This is a genomic window from Candidatus Pantoea carbekii (assembly GCF_000971765.1).
Classification (GTDB): Bacteria; Pseudomonadota; Gammaproteobacteria; order Enterobacterales; family Enterobacteriaceae; genus Pantoea_A; species Pantoea_A carbekii.
On sequence record NZ_CP010907.1, the window covers coordinates 606,536 to 623,332 of the forward strand.

At 31.0% G+C, this 16,797-nt stretch carries 14 protein-coding genes and 1 pseudogene; 14 read left to right on the top strand and 1 reads right to left on the bottom strand.

Annotation, left to right across the window (positions count from 1 at the left end; translation table 11 throughout):
* Nucleotides 1–44: 44 nt before the first annotated feature.
* The 5 genes from cyoB to BMSBPS_RS02150 all read left to right on the top strand — a co-directional run bounded on the left by cyoB (nucleotide 45) and on the right by BMSBPS_RS02150 (nucleotide 5,346).
* Nucleotides 45–2,027 (top strand): cytochrome o ubiquinol oxidase subunit I, encoded by a 1,983-nt coding sequence (cyoB, locus tag BMSBPS_RS02130; RefSeq protein ID WP_022564783.1) that lies wholly within the window; start codon nucleotides 45–47, stop codon nucleotides 2,025–2,027.
* Nucleotides 2,027–2,623, top strand: a complete 597-nt coding sequence (cyoC, locus tag BMSBPS_RS02135; RefSeq protein ID WP_022564784.1) for a cytochrome o ubiquinol oxidase subunit III — start codon at nucleotides 2,027–2,029, stop codon at nucleotides 2,621–2,623. Before cyoB ends, cyoC begins: the two co-directional genes overlap by 1 nt.
* A complete protein-coding gene (gene cyoD, locus BMSBPS_RS02140; RefSeq protein WP_022564785.1) occupies nucleotides 2,620–2,949 on the top strand; it encodes a cytochrome o ubiquinol oxidase subunit IV in 330 nt (109 codons plus the stop codon). The genes cyoC and cyoD overlap by 4 nt, the downstream gene beginning before the upstream one ends.
* A 13-nt stretch (nucleotides 2,950–2,962) precedes the next feature.
* Entirely contained in the window at nucleotides 2,963–3,856 is an 894-nt protein-coding gene (cyoE, locus tag BMSBPS_RS02145; RefSeq protein ID WP_022564786.1) for a heme o synthase, read from the top strand.
* A 113-nt stretch (nucleotides 3,857–3,969) separates the two neighbouring features.
* Nucleotides 3,970–5,346: an MFS transporter gene (locus tag BMSBPS_RS02150; RefSeq protein ID WP_046201136.1), complete on the top strand. Its 1,377-nt coding sequence runs from the start codon at nucleotides 3,970–3,972 to the stop codon at nucleotides 5,344–5,346.
* Nucleotides 5,347–5,853: 507 nt separating this feature from the next.
* On the opposite strand, the gene BMSBPS_RS02155 is transcribed toward BMSBPS_RS02150, so the two are convergent.
* Complete coding sequence (locus tag BMSBPS_RS02155) at nucleotides 5,854–6,345, bottom strand: YajQ family cyclic di-GMP-binding protein (RefSeq protein WP_022564788.1); 492 nt, start codon at nucleotides 6,343–6,345, stop codon at nucleotides 5,854–5,856.
* A gap of 831 nt (nucleotides 6,346–7,176) precedes the next feature.
* On the opposite strand from BMSBPS_RS02155, the gene brnQ reads away from it, so the two are divergent.
* The 9 genes and pseudogenes from brnQ to nusB all read left to right on the top strand — a co-directional run.
* The gene (gene brnQ, locus BMSBPS_RS02160) at nucleotides 7,177–8,472 is read left to right on the top strand and encodes a branched-chain amino acid transport system II carrier protein (RefSeq protein WP_022564789.1); all 1,296 of its coding nucleotides are present in this window, start codon (nucleotides 7,177–7,179) and stop codon (nucleotides 8,470–8,472) included.
* Between the two features lie 359 nt (nucleotides 8,473–8,831).
* On the top strand, nucleotides 8,832–9,899 hold the full coding sequence (queA, locus tag BMSBPS_RS02165; RefSeq protein WP_022564790.1) for a tRNA preQ1(34) S-adenosylmethionine ribosyltransferase-isomerase QueA: 1,068 nt from the start codon (nucleotides 8,832–8,834) through the stop codon (nucleotides 9,897–9,899).
* 85 nt (nucleotides 9,900–9,984) lie between these two features.
* Nucleotides 9,985–11,127, top strand: a complete 1,143-nt coding sequence (gene tgt, locus BMSBPS_RS02170; RefSeq protein WP_022564791.1) for a tRNA guanosine(34) transglycosylase Tgt — start codon at nucleotides 9,985–9,987, stop codon at nucleotides 11,125–11,127.
* Nucleotides 11,128–11,152: 25 nt separating this feature from the next.
* Nucleotides 11,153–11,485: a preprotein translocase subunit YajC gene (gene yajC, locus BMSBPS_RS02175; protein ID WP_022564792.1), complete on the top strand. Its 333-nt coding sequence runs from the start codon at nucleotides 11,153–11,155 to the stop codon at nucleotides 11,483–11,485.
* Between the two features lie 22 nt (nucleotides 11,486–11,507).
* Nucleotides 11,508–13,364 (top strand): protein translocase subunit SecD, encoded by a 1,857-nt coding sequence (secD, locus tag BMSBPS_RS02180; protein WP_022564793.1) that lies wholly within the window; start codon nucleotides 11,508–11,510, stop codon nucleotides 13,362–13,364.
* Between the two features lie 19 nt (nucleotides 13,365–13,383).
* The gene (gene secF / locus BMSBPS_RS02185; protein WP_022564794.1) at nucleotides 13,384–14,337 is read left to right on the top strand and encodes a protein translocase subunit SecF; all 954 of its coding nucleotides are present in this window, start codon (nucleotides 13,384–13,386) and stop codon (nucleotides 14,335–14,337) included.
* Between the two features lie 364 nt (nucleotides 14,338–14,701).
* Complete coding sequence (gene ribD, locus BMSBPS_RS02190; RefSeq protein ID WP_022564795.1) at nucleotides 14,702–15,805, top strand: bifunctional diaminohydroxyphosphoribosylaminopyrimidine deaminase/5-amino-6-(5-phosphoribosylamino)uracil reductase RibD; 1,104 nt, start codon at nucleotides 14,702–14,704, stop codon at nucleotides 15,803–15,805.
* A 74-nt stretch (nucleotides 15,806–15,879) separates the two neighbouring features.
* The gene (ribH, locus tag BMSBPS_RS02195; protein WP_022564796.1) at nucleotides 15,880–16,350 is read left to right on the top strand and encodes a 6,7-dimethyl-8-ribityllumazine synthase; all 471 of its coding nucleotides are present in this window, start codon (nucleotides 15,880–15,882) and stop codon (nucleotides 16,348–16,350) included.
* 26 nt (nucleotides 16,351–16,376) lie between these two features.
* Nucleotides 16,377–16,794: pseudogene (gene nusB / locus BMSBPS_RS04690) on the top strand (transcription antitermination protein NusB); the annotation flags it as partial.
* Nucleotides 16,795–16,797 lie beyond the last annotated feature (3 nt).

Here is a 16,797-nt window from a genome sequence, read left to right on the forward strand (position 1 = left end):
TATATAAGTGACACCGTTTCCGCGAAAATTGAGGAAAAAATGCAATGTTGGGAAAATTAACACTGGATGCGATTCCTTACCATGAACCCATTATTATGGTTACGATTGTTGGTATTATGATTACAAGTTTAGTAATGGTCAGTATTATTACTTATTTTGGTAAATGGAAGTATCTTTGGTCTGAATGGTTGACGTCTGTAGATCACAAAAAGCTTGGTATTATGTACATCATCATTGCATTAATCATGCTACTGCGAGGATTCGCAGATGCTATAATGATGCGTACACAACAAGTCATGGCATCTGCTAAGGGAATGGGTATTTTACCTCCCCATCACTACGATCAAATTTTCACTGCTCATGGTGTCATTATGATCTTCTTTGTAGCAATGCCCTTAGTAATAGGCTTAATGAATATTATAGTACCTTTACAAATTGGAGCCCGCGATGTTGCATTCCCTTTCCTCAATAACGTAAGTTTCTGGTTTACTATGATAGGTGTTATTTTAGTAAATCTTTCATTAGGTATTGGTGAGTTTGCACAGACTGGATGGTTAGCTTATCCGCCACTTTCAGGCAAGCAATATAGTCCTGGTGTTGGTGTTGATTACTGGATATGGAGTCTGCAATTAGCAGGTATTGGTACTACATTGACAGGTATTAATTTCTTTGTAACTATTCTTAAAATGCGTGCTCCAGGTATGAATTTGTTTAAAATGCCAGTATTTAGCTGGACTGCACTTTGTACAAATGTTTTAATTATCATTGCGTTTCCGGTATTAACTGTAACATTAGCATTGCTCACACTAGATCGTTACCTCGGCTTCCATTTTTTTACTAGTAATCTAGGTGGTAATATGATGATGTACGTCAACTTAATCTGGGTATGGGGCCATCCAGAAGTATATATACTTGTTCTTCCTGCATTCGGTATTTTCTCTGAAGTTACTGCTACGTTTTCTAAGAAACGTTTATTTGGTTATACTTCTTTAGTATGGGCAACTATTGCTATTACAATACTTTCGTTTATTGTATGGTTACACCATTTTTTTACTATGGGAGCAGGTGCAAATGTCAATGCTTTCTTTGGTATTATGACTATGATTATCGCAATTCCTACTGGAGTTAAGATTTTCAATTGGTTATTTACTTTATATCAAGGTCGCATTCAATTTCATTCAGCAATGTTATGGACTATTGGTTTTTTAGTATCTTTCTCTATTGGTGGTATGAGTGGTGTTCTTTTAGCTATTCCTGGTGCAGATTTTGTACTTCATAATAGTTTGTTTTTAATAGCACACTTTCATAATGTCATTATTGGAGGAGTCGTTTTTGGATGCATGGCCGGAATAACCTATTGGTTTCCAAAAGCATTTGGTTTTACTTTAAATGAAATTTGGGGAAAACGAGCTTTTTATTGTTGGATCATTGGGTTTTTTATAGCTTTTATGCCGTTGTACGCTCTGGGTTTCATGGGAATGACTCGTCGACTCAGCCAAAATATTGATCCAGAATTTCATTCTTTATTAGTTATTGCTGCAATTGGTGCTGGATTGATTGGATGTGGTATTTTATGCCAATTAATCATGTTTTATTTTTCTATAAAAGATCGCCATGAACACCGAGATTTAACAGGTGATCCTTGGGGTGGACGTACGCTAGAATGGGCAACTTCTTCACCTCCGCCGTTTTACAATTTTGCTATTATTCCATATGTTGACGATCGCGATGCATTTTGGTCAATTAAAGAAAAAGGGCTGTCATATCAAAAACCGAAAAAATATGAAAATATTCATATGCCAAAGAATAGTAAAGCAGGATTCTTTATAGGTATGTTTGGTACTATTTTAGGCTTTTCGTTAATTTGGTACATCTGGTGGTTAGCAGTATTATCATTTATAGGCATGATTGCAACCTGGATTATAAAAAGTTTTGATGAAGATATTGATTACTATATACAAGCAGATGATATTGCAAACATAGAAAATGAACATTTTAATCAAATTAAAACAGCAGGTTTGAAATAATGTCTAATGAAACTGTCATACAAAAACATTTTTATGATCCAGAAGCTAATAAAATTTTTGGTTTTTGGATTTACCTAATGAGTGATTGTATTATCTTTGCAACTTTGTTTGCAACTTATATGGTAATGGTTCATAACACTGCGTTCGGTCCAATAGCCAAGGAAATTTTTAAACTGCCATTTGTCTTTTTAGAGACCATGATTTTGTTATTGAGTTCTATTATTTATGGTATGGCAGTAATTGCTATGGATAGGCAAAATAAGATTTTAGTTGTAACGTGGCTTATTTTAACCGGTATTTTAGGTTCTGCATTTATTATCATGGAACTGTATGAATTTTATCATCTTATTATGAATAATTGCGGTCCTAATCGCAGTGGTTTTTTATCTGCGTTTTTTACTTTAGTTGGTGTTCATGGTTTACATGTCAGCTCTGGTTTAATTTGGATGGCAGTATTAATATTGCAAATTATTAAACGTGGACTGACTAAGATTAACTGTACGCGCATCATATGTCTCAGCATGTTTTGGCATTTTTTAGATATAATTTGGATCTTTGTGTTCAGTGTTGTTTATTTGATAGGGACCATGCAATGAATCATTCTATTAAAAGATGTGGTGCATCTCAGGGTCGTCTAACATCTTATATAGTTGGTTTTATTTTTTCTATTATTCTAACTATTATCCCATTTTGGATAGTAATTTATCGCAACATGTCTTACAGTAATACTATATATATAATTGTAGTATGTGCAGTAATGCAAATGTTAGTTCATTTGATTTATTTCTTGCATTTAGATGTAAGATCTGAGGGTGGTTGGAATATGATAGCGATTGTTTTTTCAATAATTATTGTTACTATTCTAATAGTTGGCTCATTATGGATTATGCATCATCTAAACTATAATATGATGATTCACTAAAGAGTTATTCATAATGATTAGATATTATCTAACAATTATAAAACCAAAAATTGTTTTAGGAAATTTAATTTCTGTGGTTGGTGGTTTTTTATTAGCTTCAAGAGGTAACATAAATTACTCGCTGCTGTTTTTTGCTCTTATTTCAGTATGTTTTATTATTGCATCAGGCTGTGTTTTTAACAATATTATTGATCGTGATATTGATATCAAGATGCACAGAACGCAGAGTCGTATTTTAGTTAAGGGTCTACTCTCAATCAAACATAGTTTAATTTATGCAATTGTATTAGGTATTACTGGTTGTGCATTATTATATTATAAAGTAAACGCACTAAGTATGTGCTTAGCAATTATAGCTTTTGTAGTATATGTTGTTATTTATAGTCTTTATATGAAGCGTCACTCAGTTTACAGTACATTAATTGGTAGTTTATCTGGTGCTATGCCGCCTGTTATTGGTTATTGTGCAGTAACTAATGAATTTGATTGTGCTGCACTAATTTTACAGTTTATTTTTAGTGTTTGGCAAATACCACATTCTTACTCAGTTGCTATTTATAATTTTAAAGATTATCAAATTGCAAAGATTGCGGTTTTACCAGTCGTGAAAGGAATTTCAGTAGCAAAAAATCATATAATTGTATACATTTTAGTATTCGTAATTTCTACACCTATGTTGACTATAAGTGGCTATACTGGTTATAAATATCTTTTAGTTGTCACTGCTGTAAGTATAGGTTGGTTTGTAATATCATTGTTGGGTTATAAAACATCAAACCACAGACTTTGGTCATACAGAATATTCGTTTTTTCCATTATTGTAATTACAATATTTAGTATAATGATATCGATAGATTTTATAACTCCGATATCTTTTAAAAATATTATAACTTACAATTATCAATAATCTAACCTATATAACTATGAATTAAAGAGGGCGCGAAAATTGCGCCCTCTTTAATTGTAAAATCGATCTTTGAAATATTATTCAATACAGCAATAAAATTTACAGGGGTTGAAATGAACAATGATAATCAAATGACCCATATAGAGCGTCGTGCTATATGGGGTTTAAGTACTATATTTTTCTTACGCATGTTAGGAATGTTCATGGTTTTACCTGTAATAACTACATATGGAATAAAACTAAAAGGTGCCAACGAATATTTAATCGGTTTAGCTATTGGAATTTATGGATTCACTCAAGCAGTATTTCAAATTCCTTTTGGATTGCTTTCGGATCGTATCGGTCGTAAGCCATTAATAATTATTGGTTTAATACTATTTGTTATTGGTAGCATAATCGCTGCAGTAAAAAATTCAATTTGGGGTATTATTATAGGTCGTGCATTACAAGGATGTGGCGCTATTTCCTGTGTCATTATGGCGTTGCTGTCAGATTTAGTACGAGAGCAAAATCGTACTAAAGCTATGAGTTTTATTGGCGTAAGTTTCGGTATCACTTTTTTTATAGCAATGATTATTGGTCCAATAATTACAGATAAATATGGTCTTCAAACATTATTTTGGATAATCGCTATTCTCTCTAGTTGCGCAATTTTGATTATCCTCTTTCTAGTTCCTCACACATCAAATCACATTTTAAATCGTGAATGCGGCATTGTAACGAATAGCATTTCAAAAGTTTTAAAAAATAAAAAATTGCTAAAACTAAATATTAATATTTTTTATTTACATATTTTATTAATTTCAACTTTTGTAACATTACCTTCTCAATTAGAAAAAAATGGCTTTCCAGCAACATTACATTGGAAAATATACTTACTAACCATGTTAATAGCTTTTATTATTGCAATGCCCTTTATTATTTACTCTGAAACTAAACGTTGTATCAAAAAAGTATTAATTAGTTGCATTGGAATAATGATAATTTCGCAAACTTTATTTTGGATTTCAGAACTTCATGTTAATATCATATTAATTGCAATAGAATTATTTTTCTTCTCTTTTAATGTAATAGAAGCCATATTACCTTCATTAATCAGCAAAGAGTCACCAGTAGGTTATAAAGGTACGGCAATGGGTATTTATTCTACTAGTCAATTTCTTGGTGCGGCTATTGGTGGAAGCATAGGTGGTTGGATTTATGAACACTTTGATACATACACTGTCTTTTTATTCAACAGTCTTATCGCAATACCTTGGTTTTTTATTAGTTTATCAATGAAAGAACCTCCTTATGTTAGTAGTCTACGCATTACATTAAGCAACTCAATGCTTGTTGCTATTACTAATTTACAAAATTATTTAACAACACAGCCAGGTGTAAAAACCGTACTTATTATCCCAGAAGAAAAATCTGCATACGTTAAAATAGATAATACATTAACAAATCGTGCTATATTAGAAGAAAAATTAAGTAATTTTTGTGTCTGAAAAGAACTCTTTTTGAATACAAATATACTGACGTGTAATTATATACAATTGTTAGATCATACTAACTAAACTATACACACATAATAGAAATTAATTTGAATTAAGTTTAATAAACGCATTATTATTTTACATAGATTTAATATTTATCACATAAATCTATTTATGATAATCAAAAAACTATTTACTAAACATATTAAATAATTTCAAAAAAAATTCTGCTGCCTAACAAATCTCTTTATTTTACTATGAAATAATATATTTTTTAAAAATTAACATTAAAGATAAAATTTAAAATAGTTTTATAACAAAGTAATAACCAATTATCGTTTAATAATTAAATTGTTTTTTATGGAGGTATGTTAAAACGAATTATTATCATTCGAATAGTTAGTGTAAAGCTGGATATTATACATATATCGTGTGTTTTATCTAACTACAACAAGCTAAAAAATATATTTTAAGATTGTAACACTAATTAAATAAATTTATAAAAATATGATTATATTATCAATCTCGAAAATTTTTAAACTGAAAAGGTTGATTAAAATCATGATTACGCACTAAAATTATCACACGTTGTAATATATCACGAGATTTTCCAATTATGCGCAATTCATTTCCTTGAATCTGAAATTGTACTTTTAATTTGCTTTTTTTAATTACTTTTAATAAATCTTTAGCGACATCTCTATCAATACCATTTTTTAATTTTACTTGCATTATACAAAGTTTACCGTTATAGTTTACTTCTTTAGCAATTTCAATAGCTTTTGTTTCAATTCCACGCTTTATTAAATTTTCCCTTAAAATATTTACCAATTGCCCAATCTGAAAATTAGATTCACTAGTAATTTTAATTATCTCCTCTTTTTCATTTAATTCAATATTGGCAATTACATTACGAAAATCAAAACGAATTGAAACTTCACGATTAGCATTCTCGACGGCATTACGTACTTGCTGGAGTTCAATTTCCGATACAATATCGAAAGATGGCATCCTTTTTTCTCCTAACGCTAAAATGGCATACGCAATACATGATTTTATGAAAATTTCAATCTAACATATCTACTTGAAATTAGATTAAATCGTAACAAGCAAGATATAAAAACTTATATCTAAAACGTATGCTCATAAATATTATTGTATAAAAAATTAATTAAGATGCATGATGAATCCATTGATCTTGGATCAATTTTTTAAAAAAAAAGTATTATATTTACATATATACAATGCATTATTTAATTTAATCAAATTCTTATAACAACAAAACAATAAAATTTTTCTCAATTTAAAATTTGCTTAGTTTTATCGTGCTTAAAATGTACTAATTTTAATAGAATTATACTACATTATTGATGAACGTATTATAAATCATGCACAATTAAATACGGCATAGTGTATAGAGTTTATATATAACTTTAACAATAGTCTTTAATATTATACATTAATTAAGCTAGCTAGTACTTTTAGAAATTTTAATTATGTAAACAAAAATATGTCATTAATTAAAAACATTTGACTCAAAAATTGAATAACATAACATCAAATATATTGAAATTATTTTGTATATTTTTTTATTCATCTTCTATTGATTTTTTCATAAAAAATATTTTAATTTTAACATTATCTATTTTGTTGTTATTGTTCTATATAAAAGTTATTTTAATGCACATTTAAATTAAACTTAATTGAGTTTATAAATAAAAATATTTTTATTGTATTCATTTGATCAACTAAATATTTTATACATAATCATATGTGTCACTCTTAAATAAAAATTAACCTAACCTCTACTATAACATTTACTTATAGGCAGTACAAAACGTTATGATACATCGTTTAAAATTAAAAGACATACTTGCCCTAGGTTTTATGACTTTTGCTCTATTTGTTGGAGCAGGTAATATTATTTTCCCACCCATGATTGGAATACAATCTGGTGAACATATGTGGTTAGCTGGATTTGGATTTATGATTAGTGCTGTAGGCTTACCAGTAATGACGATTATAGCTGTAGCACGTGCAGGAGGTGGTATCGAAAAACTAAGCTTACCTATCGGTAAAACTGCTGGTTTATTTTTAGCAATACTTTGCTATTTAGCAATTGGTCCATTTTTTGCTACACCGCGAACTGCTTCTGTATCTTTTGAAGTAGGTCTCGCTCCATTAACTGGTAATACTCCAATACCACTTTTTATTTATAGCGTAATCTACTTTTGTATAGTTATTATAATTTCCCTCTATCCAGGTAAATTACTAGATACTGTTGGACACTTTTTAGCTCCGTTAAAAATTAGCGCATTAACTCTCTTATGCATTACGGTACTATTCTGGCCGACTGGTAAGATTTATTTAGCAACTGTCGATTATCAATCATCAGCTTTTTCTAATGGTTTTTTAAACGGTTACCTCACCATGGATACATTAGGTGCATTAGTATTTGGTATTGTCATTGTGAATGCCGCACGTTCACGTGGTGTGCAAGATGCAATTCTATTAACACGTTATACTATATGGGCTGGACTAATTTCTGGCATAGGATTAACGTTGGTCTATATCAGTTTATTTAAACTCGGTTCTGGTAGTAGTAACATTGTTTCTCAAAATGCAAATGGTGCTGAAATTTTGAATGCGTACGTACAACAAAACTTTGGAAGTATAGGTGCTTTTTTTCTAGCAGCATTAATTTCTGTAGCTTGCATGGTAACTGCGGTAGGTTTAACATGTTCTTGTGCACAGTTTTTTTCACAATATGTTCCATTATCCTATAAAACTCTAGTATATGTCATGAGCATTAGCTCTACATTGATATCTAATTTCGGCTTGAATCATTTAATTCAAATTTCCATTCCAGTATTGACTGCCATTTATCCACCATGTATTGTATTAGTAATACTTAGTTTCACATTAAGATGGTGGAATAAAAACACGCGTATTATTATACCTACCATGTTGATTAGTCTCATCTTTGGTATTTTAGATGCTATCAAAACTACGAAATTTAAACCATTAGTATTTTTAATTAATGAATATTTTCCTCTTGCAGACCAAGAAATTGCTTGGTTGATACCATCGCTGATAACATTCTCAATTACTGCATTTATTGATCGTGTAAAAGGCTAATAAACTAAATTATATTTTGAAAATTATATTTAAAGCACAGAACTCCGTAGTTCGAATATAATTTGATATATAATATCTACAAATCTCAATATATAAACTGTGCACTATTTAATGATATGCAAAATTATAAGTATTACCATTATAAATATAGATAGTAAACATATTAAGATAATTTAATACCTTACTATACATTGCGCATAATAGAGCTACTATGCTTAGTATAGATCTTTAATCAAAATGTAAATAACCTGTGTCATATACTCTAATCGTATATTATTTTTTTGCGATATGCGCAATTAAATTTAAATATACTTAATAGATTACATGAAATTTGCTTACAGAATATAAGGATCATAATTATGCATGTCTGTCATTTTAATTTTCAATTACCAAAATATTTAATTGCACAGTATCCGAAGACAAAACGCAGTAGCTGCCGATTATTATCGTTAGATGGCAATAGTGGTACTCTAATGCATGGTATATTTACTGATATATTGGATAAAATAAATCCGGGTGATTTATTAATATTTAATAATACACGTGTTATTCCAGCTCGCATTTATGGTCGTAAAATTAGCGGTGGCAAAATTGAAATATTAGTTGAACGTATACTAGACGATAGACGCATTCTTGCCCATGTACGAACTTCTACTAAAACATTAAAGCCCGGTGCAATATTATTAATGGGTGAAAAGAATAATGTTATAGGTACAATACTATCATATTATAATGCGTTATTTGAAATAATCTTTGAAAGTGACTTTACTGTTTTGGACATTTTAAATAGCATTGGCCATATACCATTACCACCATATATTAATCGTCCAGATGAAACAATCGATTATGAACTATATCAAACGGTATATAGCACTCGTCTTGGTGCAGTAGCTGCCCCAACTGCTGGACTTCATTTTGATCAACCGTTAATAGATGCGCTAAAAAAGAAAGGTGTAGAAATAGCATTTGTGACATTACACATAGGAGCTGGTACTTTCAAAAAATTAAAAATTACTAATATCACGGAACATATAATGCATACCGAATATGTAGAAGTATCACAAGAAACAGTAAATGCAGTTATAGCTTGCAAAACACGAGGCAATAAAGTCATTGCTATAGGGACTACATCTGTTCGTTCTTTAGAGAGCGCTGCAACAAATTGCAAAGATACGTTAATTGCACCATTTATCGGACATACACAGATATTTATTTATCCAAGCTATCAATATAAAGTGATCGATACATTAATTACTAACTTCCATTTACCGCAATCGACATTAATTATGCTAGTATCAGCTTTTGCTGGTTATCAGAATACTATGCGAGCATATCGTACTGCAATTATAGAACGGTATCGCTTCTTTAGCTATGGAGATGCAATGTATATAACACATAATCCACAAGCGCCTGACGAACATTTCTAAAAAATTTAGTCAATAAATGACGATATAATAAATAGGCATCTGATTTTGTTTGCACTAATTTTTATATGCCATGCATGGAGCGTATATGAAATTTGAATTAGATAATACCGATGGATATGGACGTCGAGGTCGTCTGATTTTTAATTGCGGTATTGTAGATACTCCAGTTTTTATAGCAGTAGCTACATATGGTTCGGTCAAAAGCATCTCTCCTGAAGAATTAGAAAATAGTGGAACAAAAATCATTCTTGGGAACACTTTTCATTTATGGCTACGTCCAGGCGAAAAAACTATAAAATTGCATGGTGGCTTGCACGATTTCATGCACTGGAAGGGACCTATACTAACCGATTCAGGAGGATTTCAGATATTTAGCTTAAATACTATATCTCAAGTTAATGAAGCTGGTGTACACTTTCGTAATCCTATTAATGGGGATACAGTTTTTCTAGATCCCGAAAAATCGATGGAAATTCAACATAATTTGAATTCTAATATAGTCATGATTCTTGATGAATGTATACCATATCAAACTAATTGGCAACACGCGAAAAATTCCATGGAAATGTCATTACGTTGGGCAAAACGTAGCCGAGAACACTTTGATTATCTAAATAATAAAAACACATTATTTGGTATTATTCAAGGAAGTGTCTACACAGATCTACGTGATATTTCACTTAAAGGTTTGCTAAAAATTGGTTTTGATGGATACGCTATAGGCGGATTAGCTGTTGGTGAACCAAAAGAGCATATGCATAAAATTTTAGATTTTATTTGTCCTAAAATGCCTTATAATAAACCACGTTATTTAATGGGTGTAGGTAAACCAGAAGATTTAATAGAAGGCGTGCGTCGTGGAATTGATATGTTTGACTGTGTGATGCCAACACGCAATGCACGTAACGGACATCTCTTTGTTACTAATGGTGTAGTAAAAATTCGTAATTCTAAATATAAATATGACCTCTCACCACTTGATTATCAATGTGATTGTTATACATGTTGTCATTATACTCGTGCTTATTTACATCATCTTGATCGTTGTAATGAGATGCTAGGTGCACGCTTAAATACTATTCATAATCTTCGTTATTATCAGCGTTTAATGATAGGTTTGCGTGAAGCTATTGAAAAGAAAAGATTACAAAACTTTATTAACACATTTTATCAACAAAGACGAATAAATATAAATAATTTGAACAAAGTTCCATCGTCAAGCAATTGATAATTGATTGTATGAGGAAAAAATAATGAGATTTTTTATTTCTGACGCTATAGCTTCAGAAGGTACCCTATCGCAGGGAAGTCCTTATTCTATAGCTGTTATGTTATTGACTTTTATAATAATTTTTTATTTTATGATATTGCGTCCACAACAGAAACGTGCTAAAGAGCATAAAAATCTGATGAATTCTATTTCAAAGGGAAATGAGGTATTAACTAACGGTGGTTTAGTAGGTTACGTGACTAAAATAGATGAAACTGGTTATATTACAATTGCTTTAAATACTACTACTGAAGTAATAATTAAACGTGATTTTATAACTGCAATTTTACCAAAAGGTACAATCAAAGCTTTATAATTTTTTCCAGAAGGACTATTCCGTGTTAAACCACTCTTCTTTTTGGAAGAATATCAAGTATATTATGCTAATCACTGTAATTGTTATTGGTTCTGTTTATGCACTGCCTAATTTTTATGGAGATAATCCAGCTGTGCAAATTACTGGTGTACGTGGAGGTTCTATTAATGAAAAAACTGTAAAAAAAATTCAAGATATATTGCACCAATGTAATATTTCCAGTAAATCAATTCTCTTAGAGAATAATATTATTATAGCCCGTTTTTCTAATATAGATCTACAGCTAAATGCTTATGAAGCTATTCTTAAAGGACTTGCAAATAATTATATTGTAGCAATGAACTTAGTACCATCTACTCCTAAATGGCTAAAAGCATTATACGCGAACCCTATAAAACTTGGTCTAGATTTACGTGGTGGTGTGCATTTTCTGATGGAAGTAGATATGGATGCTGTACTACATAAATTACAGGAAAAAAAAATTGATAGTTTATGTAGTGATTTGCGTAATAAAAATATTATCTACAAAAAAATTAAAAAAACTTCTAGCTCTGTTATAGAAATAGATATGTGCGATCGCAAACATCGTGATATGGCTATTAACTATTTACAACCACGTCATATTGATTTAGTAATTACTAGCAATAGTAACTCTAGTCTTCGTGCAGTAATGCGAGATAAACATTTAAATGAAATTTACGAGTCTGCAATGCAGCAAAATATTAATATTTTACGTAACCGTGTAAATAAACTAGGTATAGCAGAACCATTAGTACAACGTCAAGGTTTTAACCAAATAGTAATAGAACTACCAGGTATCCAAGACATTGCACATGCTAAAGAAATTATTGGCGCAACTGCTACATTAGAATTTCGACTAGTTAATACTGATATTCTTTTAAAAGATACGAATAATATTCATATTCCGAATGATTCAGAAATGAAGCACATGAATACAGGTGAAACAGTTGCAGTATATAAACATATAATTTTAACTGGAGATCATATTACAGACTCTACAGCTAGCAGAGATGAATACAACAGGCCGCAGGTAAATATTTCGCTTGATAACGCAGGTGGTAAAATTATATCGGACTTTACTAAAGACAATATTGGAAAACTGATGGCTACTTTGTTTGTAGAATATAAAAATACTGGTAAAAAAGATGAAAAAGGCCACTCTATTTTAGAAAAACAAGAAGAAATAATCAATATAGCTAATATTCAATCACGCCTTAACAATTATTTTTGTATTACTGGGATTAAAACTCATAAAGAAGCGCATCAACTCTCACTGTTACTACGTGCTGGTGCATTAATTGCACCAATCCATATTGTTGAAGAACGCATTATTGGACCTAGCATGGGTCAACAAAATATTCAACAAGGTTTTCAAGCTTGTCTTTGGAGTTTAGTCTTTTGTATTATTTTTATACTTTTATTTTATAAAAAATTTGGTCTTATTGCTATCAATGCATTGTTTTGTAACTTAATTCTCATTATTGGGATCATGTCAATATTACCAGGAGTTACTCTTACCATGCCGGGTATTGCTGGGATCGTGTTAACATTAACAGTAGCAGTAGATGCTAATGTATTGATTAATGAACGCATTAAAGAGGAATTACGTAGTGGTTGTTCAATACAATGGGCTATTCATCAAGGTTACAAAGGTGCACTATCCAGTATAGTCGATGCTAATCTTACTACGCTTATTAAAGCTCTTATTCTTTATATCGTTGGTACTAGCTCAGTAAGAGGATTTGCTATTACTACAGCCATTGGTATAGTTACTTCGATGTTTACAGCTATTATCGGTACGCATGCTATTGTTGACTTGCTGTACAGAAAAAAAAGAATTAATAAACTGTCTATCTAAAACTAAAGGATAAGTTTGTGTGGAACAGGAATATTGTATTGAACAATTAAATAATAGGTACAAAGTTATTGATTTTATGAAATCTAGTACATTAGCTTTTATTAGTTCTACTGTATTAGTTATAATATCTATAACTATTATGAATTTCAAAGGTTTTAATTGGGGGATAGATTTTACTGGTGGCACAATTATTGAAATCAGATTAAAAAAGACTATTAATTTAAAATCTCTGCGTGAAACTTTAGCAAAAGTAGGATTCCATGAATTGCTAGTTCAGCGATTTGGTAATAGCCATGATATAATATTACGTATACCTCCAGTTCATAAACTCGCTACTCAAGAACTAGGTAGTAAGATAGTATCCGTTATTAAAAATACGTTCCATCAAAATGCTATTATTAAACGCATTGAATTTGTAGGACCAAGCGTAGGTAGTGACCTTATACAAACTGCCGCTCTAGCACTAATGTCAGCATTAATTGCCATTTTAATATATATCAGTTATCGTTTTGAATGGCGCTTAGCATGTAGCATAGTTTTAGCATTAATACATGATATAATAATTAATTGTGGTATTTTATCATTTTGTCATATTGAACTTGATCTGACCACTTTAGCATCACTTATGTCAGTGATTAGTTATTCGTTAAATGATAAAATCGTGATTTCAGATCGTATTCGTGAAAATTTTCGCAAAATTAATTCTAGTTTTTCTTATAATATTATTAATATATCCCTAACTCAAACATTAAATCGCACTTTAATTACATCAATTACTACTTTATTGATAATTCTAATTTTATTTATCTTTGGAGGTGTTTTATTAAAAAGTTTTTCTCTGACTATGTTCATTGGGGTGGTCATTGGAACTATTTCATCTATTTATATTTCTTCTGCATTAGTATTAAAATTAGGCATCAAACGTGAGCATTTGTTAATACAGTCAATAGAAAAAGAGGGTCTTAATAATTAACTATACCAACTGCTGTAGTGAATGCAACTAAAATATATTTATTTAATCCACGATATTTAGTTGAATGAATAAAGTTTACTTATGTTTATGTTAAAAATAAACACTGATTTTAATAAAAATTAACAGATATTTAAGCTAATAAAAAGTATTTTAGAGATACATTTGAAGAAATATACCATAAATAATAATCTCACTTAATGTAGACTCAAACATATACGTGCTCTTTAGAAACATAAATTTTCTAATAAAATTATTAGTAAACTAATAATGAAAACTGAAATTTAATAAGCAGCTTAATGTTAGTATATATATTAAAGATATTAGTAATTTTTGTAACAACATCGCTCGACTATAGGACTGAGTTATGACTGATGAACAGTATATGACACGAGCTATAGAACTAGCTTGGCGTGGACGGTTTACTACTATGCCTAACCCTAATGTAGGTTGTGTAATTGTGAATAAAGGTAAAATTGTTGGTGAAGGTTGGCATCATTATAGAGGGTTACCACATGCTGAAATAAATGCGTTACGTATGGCAGGAGATCAAGCAAAAGGTTCAACTGTATACGTTACACTTGAACCTTGTTCCCATTACGGACATATGGCACCTTGTTGCAATGCACTAATAGATGCCGGTGTAACACGTGTGGTAGCAGCAATACAAGATCCTAATCCACAAGTAGCTGGAGGTGGATTGTATCGCTTACAGCAAGCAGGCATTGAAGTTAAGCATGGTATATGTATTGATGCTGCAGAGCGACTAAACCGTGGTTTTCTAAAACGAATGCGAACTGGTTTTCCATTTATCCAGCTTAAGCTTGCTGCATCGATCGATGGTCGTACTGCAATGGCAAATGGTGAAAGTCAATGGATTACTTCATGCGCAGCACGACGTGATGTCCAAATTTTACGTGCTCAAAGTTCGGCCATTCTTACGAGTGCTATCACAGTATTAGCGGACGATCCGTTACTAACGGTACGTTGGCAAGAATTAGATCACACTGTATGTCAATACTTAGACAAGCATCATCTACGTCAACCAGTACGGATGATAATCGATACACAGGGACGCATAACATCAAAAAATCGTCTCATTAAGCAACCAGGTGAAACTTGGTTAATTCGCACAAAAACTTATCGGCAAGACTGGCCGAAAAATGTTATAGAAATGGTATTGCCAAAATGTAATCGAACAGTAGATCTAATTACATTAATGTTAATGCTTGGTCAATGTGAAATTAACAGTGTTTTAGTAGAAGCTGGTGCGTCATTATCGGGTGCTTTATTAAGTGCAGAATTAATAGATGAGTTAATTGTCTATCTAGCACCAAAATTATTAGGAAGCGATGCACGCAGCTTGTGTGTTTTACCGGGCTTAGAACATTTATCTGACGTGCGTTCTTTAAGTTTCAATAATGTATGCATGATAGGAAAAGATCTACGTGTAACTCTGAATGTACGCTAAACAACTAAATCAACCTTCAGTTAATATTATTCAAACATAAAAAGTATTATTAATAATATAGAGATACGTATATTATGAAAGTTATCGAAGCTAATGTTTCTACCCCTGATGCTAATATCGCTATAGTAATTTCACGTTTTAATAGTTTTATTACTAAAAATCTGTTAGATGGCGCGCTGAATACTTTAAAGCGAATAGGCCAGGTAAAAGAAGAAAATATAACAGTAATTTGGGTGCCGGGTGCGTATGAATTACCATTTATTATACATGTTTTAGCAAAAACTAAGAAATACGATGGTATCGTAGCATTAGGTGCTCTTATTCGTGGCAGCACTGCGCATTTTGAATATATTGCAAATGTTGTAAGTACAGGTATTTTTAATATTACATTAAATAGTGAAATTCCTGTCACTTTTGGTGTACTAACTAGTGACAACCTGGAGCAAGCAATTGAACGAGCTGGAACTAAATTAGGTAATAAGGGTTCTGAAGCCGCCCTTACTGCACTGGAAATGATTAATATATTAAAATCTATTAAAGCATAATTAGTTTCTAAAGGAAGTGGAATTTTGTGAATCCTGCTGTGCGTCGTCGCGCATTGTTAATGCGTTGTCCAAACATCATTTTCTCGGCAGTCATCTAATAATGATATTGCTCATATAGAATCTAATTATTAGATAAAACAGTATGTTAAATACGTCATTATTTATTTTCTTGAGTTATTATTTGGTATAGTAACTAATAGTGCATTCTTGGATAACTTGATTAAGCCTTACCTTTGACCTCATTCGGAAAGATTCGGTCAAATAGAAAAAGCCATCTTGCGTATCTCACTCTATAAATTAAGAAAACGTGCGCTGATATTACTTATAAAATTGCTATAAAATGAAGGAATCCAATTAGAAAAAGTATGTGGTGCTCAGGGGAGTGATAAATTCGTTAACGGTTTATTAGATAAAGTAGCCATAAGAATTAGAATTAACGAAAAAGAA

What these genes read in the sequence shown, in the direction of transcription:
- cyoB (WP_022564783.1), top strand. Translation starts at nt 45, where the DNA reads ATGTTGGGAAAATTAACACTGGATGCGATTCCTTACCATGAACCCATT.
- cyoC (WP_022564784.1), top strand. Translation starts at nt 2,027, where the DNA reads ATGTCTAATGAAACTGTCATACAAAAACATTTTTATGATCCAGAAGCT.
- cyoD (WP_022564785.1), top strand. Translation starts at nt 2,620, where the DNA reads ATGAATCATTCTATTAAAAGATGTGGTGCATCTCAGGGTCGTCTAACA.
- cyoE (WP_022564786.1), top strand. Translation starts at nt 2,963, where the DNA reads ATGATTAGATATTATCTAACAATTATAAAACCAAAAATTGTTTTAGGA.
- BMSBPS_RS02150 (WP_046201136.1), top strand. Translation starts at nt 3,970, where the DNA reads ATGAACAATGATAATCAAATGACCCATATAGAGCGTCGTGCTATATGG.
- BMSBPS_RS02155 (WP_022564788.1), bottom strand. Translation starts at nt 6,345, where the DNA reads ATGCCATCTTTCGATATTGTATCGGAAATTGAACTCCAGCAAGTACGT.
- brnQ (WP_022564789.1), top strand. Translation starts at nt 7,177, where the DNA reads ATGATACATCGTTTAAAATTAAAAGACATACTTGCCCTAGGTTTTATG.
- queA (WP_022564790.1), top strand. Translation starts at nt 8,832, where the DNA reads ATGCATGTCTGTCATTTTAATTTTCAATTACCAAAATATTTAATTGCA.
- tgt (WP_022564791.1), top strand. Translation starts at nt 9,985, where the DNA reads ATGAAATTTGAATTAGATAATACCGATGGATATGGACGTCGAGGTCGT.
- yajC (WP_022564792.1), top strand. Translation starts at nt 11,153, where the DNA reads ATGAGATTTTTTATTTCTGACGCTATAGCTTCAGAAGGTACCCTATCG.
- ribD (WP_022564795.1), top strand. Translation starts at nt 14,702, where the DNA reads ATGACTGATGAACAGTATATGACACGAGCTATAGAACTAGCTTGGCGT.
- ribH (WP_022564796.1), top strand. Translation starts at nt 15,880, where the DNA reads ATGAAAGTTATCGAAGCTAATGTTTCTACCCCTGATGCTAATATCGCT.